The 3,747-nt window shown below is 63.3% G+C and carries 5 protein-coding genes; 3 read left to right on the plus strand and 2 right to left on the minus strand.

All coding sequences use genetic code 11. The features are described from left to right. Positions 1-586 (minus strand): glutathione S-transferase family protein (locus tag Q8O29_RS03715; protein ID WP_305560716.1); only part of this gene is annotated, 586 nt, incomplete at its 3' end. Then, on the minus strand, positions 583-1,458 hold the full coding sequence (yghU, locus tag Q8O29_RS03720; RefSeq protein ID WP_305560717.1) for a glutathione-dependent disulfide-bond oxidoreductase: 876 nt from the start codon (positions 1,456-1,458) through the stop codon (positions 583-585). The genes yghU and Q8O29_RS03715, both read right to left, overlap by 4 nt. 125 nt (positions 1,459-1,583) lie before the next feature. Between yghU and Q8O29_RS03725 the strand changes: the two genes are divergently transcribed. The 3 genes from Q8O29_RS03725 (at position 1,584) to Q8O29_RS03735 (ending at position 3,541) form a co-directional block, all read left to right on the plus strand. Next, positions 1,584-2,192, plus strand: a complete 609-nt coding sequence (locus Q8O29_RS03725) for a hypothetical protein (protein ID WP_305560719.1) — start codon at positions 1,584-1,586, stop codon at positions 2,190-2,192. Then, the gene (locus Q8O29_RS03730; RefSeq protein ID WP_305560718.1) at positions 2,189-2,407 is read left to right on the plus strand and encodes a hypothetical protein; all 219 of its coding nucleotides are present in this window, start codon (positions 2,189-2,191) and stop codon (positions 2,405-2,407) included. The genes Q8O29_RS03725 and Q8O29_RS03730 overlap by 4 nt, the downstream gene beginning before the upstream one ends. A gap of 378 nt (positions 2,408-2,785) precedes the next feature. After that, entirely contained in the window at positions 2,786-3,541 is a 756-nt protein-coding gene (locus tag Q8O29_RS03735) for a sulfite exporter TauE/SafE family protein (RefSeq protein WP_305560720.1), read from the plus strand. The last annotated feature ends 206 nt before the right edge of the window (positions 3,542-3,747 follow it).

The following is a 3,747-nucleotide window of genomic DNA, read 5'->3' on the forward strand; positions in this document are numbered from 1 at the left end:
TTCGCTTCGACGCCTTCTGCCGCCCAGGCTCCTTGATGATGCGTGCAAAATCCACCGCCACCACGGCGGTGATGTCGGCCATGCTGAACTGGTCTGCCGCAATGAAATCGCGGCCTCGCAGCCGTTCATCGAGTACCGAAAAAAACTGCTGCACGCGTGCCAGGCCGCGCTGGGCGAGTTCGGGAATCTGCGGGTAGTCCACCGGTCCGGGCAGTGCGCGGTTCGCCATCCCAGATGAGCTGTTGCGCAGGCATTCGGCAATCGCCAGCAAGCCTTCAAACTCGATGCGCCACTGCCAGCTCGCGATATCGGCTTTTTCCAGCGCCGTGCTGCCCAGCAGGGGCGGTTGGGGGCAGTGCGCCTCCAGCCAGGCCGCAATTGCAGCGTTGTCGGTGAGCATCACGCCCTCGGCGGTGCGCAGCGCAGGCACGGTGCACTGCGGGTTGACCCGGCGGTAGGCCTCCCCCATCTGTTCGCCAGCGCGCAGGTCCACCTGCACGGTCTCATGGGCCAGGCCTTTTTCAGTCAGCAGGATGCGCGCACGCCGCGGGCTGGGGGCGGTGGCGCAGTCGTACAGCGTGATCATGCCGACGGCGCCAGTTTGTCCTGGGTGCGGGTGTCGAAGTCGCTGGCCTCATGGCGTTCATGCAACTGGCTGGACGCTTCGCCCCAGGTGCGATTCACCATGCGGCCGCGCCTGGCGCCGGGTCGTTTGGCAATCTCGTTGGTCCAGCGCAGCACGTGGGTGTAGGTCTGTACTTGCAGGAACTCCCCGGCTTCGTAGAGCTGGCCTTTCACGAGGGTGCCGTACCAGGGCCATACCGCCATGTCGGCAATGGTGTAGTCCTCGCCTGCCAGGTAGGGCACCTCGGCCAGGCGGCGGTCCAGCACATCCAACTGGCGCTTGACTTCCATCGCGTAGCGGTTGATGGGATATTCCATCTTGCTCGGGGCGTAGGCGTAGAAGTGGCCGAAGCCACCGCCCAGAAAAGGCGCGCTGCCCATTTGCCAGTTCAGCCAGGACAGGCACTCGGCACGCGGGGCGCCGCCAGCCGGCAAAAACACACCGAACTTCTCGGCCAGGTAGTGCAGGATGGCGCCGGACTCGAAGACCCGCACGGGGGTGGCGCCGCTGCGGTCCACCAGCACCGGGATCTTGGAGTTGGGGTTGGCTGCCACAAAGCCGCTGCCGAACTGTTCACCCTCGTGGATGCGGATCAGCCAGGCGTCGTACTCTGCAGCGCTGTGGCCCAGAGCCAGCAACTCCTCCAGCAACACCGTGACCTTGACGCCATTGGGCGTGCCCAGCGAATACAGCTGCAGCGGGTGGCGGCCCACCGGCAATTCCTTGTCGTGGGTGGGGCCGGCCACGGGCCGGTTGATGTTGGCGAAGCGGCCACCGTTCGACGGCGGTGGTGACCAGATGGCGGGGGGGATGTAGGGCGGGGCGTTGTTCATGAGAACCATCGTGCCTGAGTTTGAATGTGCCTGCAAAACGCAATTCATCCGGCGCACGGGAGCGTCAGGGGCCTGGGCCATCGGCCACTACACTGGGGCCCTTGTTGTTACGGACCCTTGCTGCGATGGAAATTTTTGTGCTCCTGCTGATGGTGGCTGCCTTCGGCGTCTACCGGCTTAAATCGAAAACCCAGGCCAAGCGCATTGCGCTGCTGGCCAGCCATCTGGGCAGATACCAGGTGGAAAAACTGATGGAAAGTCTGACCGAAGGGTATTTGCGGGCGCTGGGCGAAAAAGAGCCGGCGCGCCAGACGCAGATATGGAACATGCTGGCCACTTCCGAAGAGCAGTTGGTTGAGCAATTCCGCCGCTTCGCCGCAGACTTCTCAGCCGTGGACCTGGCCGATGCCCGCGTCAGCAAGCTGCCGGTGTTTCTGCCTGAAGCCGACCGGTTTTTCCCCGACAACACCTTCGACATGCGCAAAGCCCTGACTATCCATGCGCAGGGAATAGCGCGCGCGGCCAACAATGAGAAGGGTCGCCCTGCGCGCGACAAGGCTTTCACGCTGTCGGCTGAATTGTTCTTGATGCAGCACACCTGCCACTGGTACTGCCGCTCCAAAGCCATCGCCTCGGCGCGTATGCTGGCCCGGCACCAGACGCCCTACCAGCAGTTGCTGAAATCCGTGGACCCGGAAACACGCGAGGCTTACCTGGCGATGATAGGCCGGTGAGCAGGCGCCCAAGCTGCGCGATCTGCCTGCGGCCGCAAAGCGCTTGCATCTGCCGCGCACACCGCCCCGACCAGTTGTCCACGCTGGAAGCGGTCTGCGCTGCGCTGGCCCGGCTGGAGGGCAGCGCTGAGAAATTCCGGCCCCTGCTGGCGGCCTTTGACGGCTTTGTGGCACAGCAGATGAGCTACCTGTGCAGGCACGTGCCGCAGCACTAAAAAAAGGGCCTGGGGCGGCGCCTGGTTCATCATGACTGCGCGCCCTACAGACATGCGCGCTGCTCTGAAGCGGCAGCCCGATCAGCGGCGCGGCGCCGGCCAGCGCGCGGCTGACGCGTCCGGAAATTCATAAGGCCTGCCTCCGGCAGAAAGCCCAGTAGTGAAAACTCGCAGCCCCGGTGCGCTATAAAAAGTATAGCTAAATGAAGCCGTGTGGTAAGAGCTGGAGTCTGATTTGATGCACAAACAACAGATGGGCGGTGCGTTGCGGCCCGCGCGGCGGGAGGGCCGCGCAAGACCGATAATCGGCCCCGGCTGTTCGTGTTTTTGTCTGCATGTCTGCATGTCTGCATGTCTGTTCTTTTTCCCTGCTTGCCCGTGGCCTTTCCGCTCATCACCGATCCCTTCTTCTACGCTGTCGCGATTCCGGCCGTCCTGCTGATGGGTGTCAGCAAAAGCGGCTTTGGCGCCGGCTTTGGCTCGCTGGCCGTGCCGCTGATGGCGCTGGCCGTGACGGTGCCGCAGGCGGCGGCCATCCTGATGCCCATCCTGCTGCTGATTGACATCCTGGGCATGGCCGCTTTCCGTAAGAACTTCGACATGCGGCTGGTGAAGTTCCTTGTGCCCTGTGGCCTGGTGGGCACCCTGACCGGCATGCTGCTGTTCAAGGTGCTTCCCCCGAACATCGTCGCCGGCATTGTGGGCGCGTTCACCTTGCTGTTTCTGGCGCAGCGCCTGCTGTTCCCGCCCCGGCCCGACAGCCCGCCGCCGCCGCGCTGGCTGGGTGCGTTGCTCGGCGTGACCTCCGGTTTCACCAGTTTCATTGCTCACGCCGGCGGGCCACCTGTCAGCGCTTATGTGATTCCGCTGCGCTTGCCGCCGCTGACCTTCACGGCCACATTGGCGTTTTTCTTCTTTGTCATCAACCTGTCCAAGTGGATTCCCTACGCCTGGCTGGGTCTGCTGGACATGCGCAACATGGCGACCTCGCTGGTGCTGTTGCCGCTGGCGCCGCTCGGGGTGTGGATAGGCGTGCGTCTGGCCCGCCGCATTGATCCAGTGTTGTTCTACCAAATTCTTTATGCCGGCATGTTCCTCACTGGCGTCAAGCTGCTCTGGGACGGTTTTCGCTAAGAACCGGGGTATCTGACAGCTTTGCGGACAAACCGGTAAAAACCTCACAGTGGAGCTAGGAGCCTGGGCGGCAGAAGGAACGTCGGCTGCAAAGCGGCCGCGACGGTCCATTTTTCACCGGCTTTTTGCCCCATAGCTACGGCTATGGCGCTGCAAACCCGGCGAAAACTGTCCTCGCCGGGGCCACTTTTCGCTTCGACGCCTTC

The organism is Polaromonas sp. (genome assembly GCF_030689685.1).
Classification (GTDB): Bacteria; Pseudomonadota; Gammaproteobacteria; order Burkholderiales; family Burkholderiaceae_C; genus Polaromonas.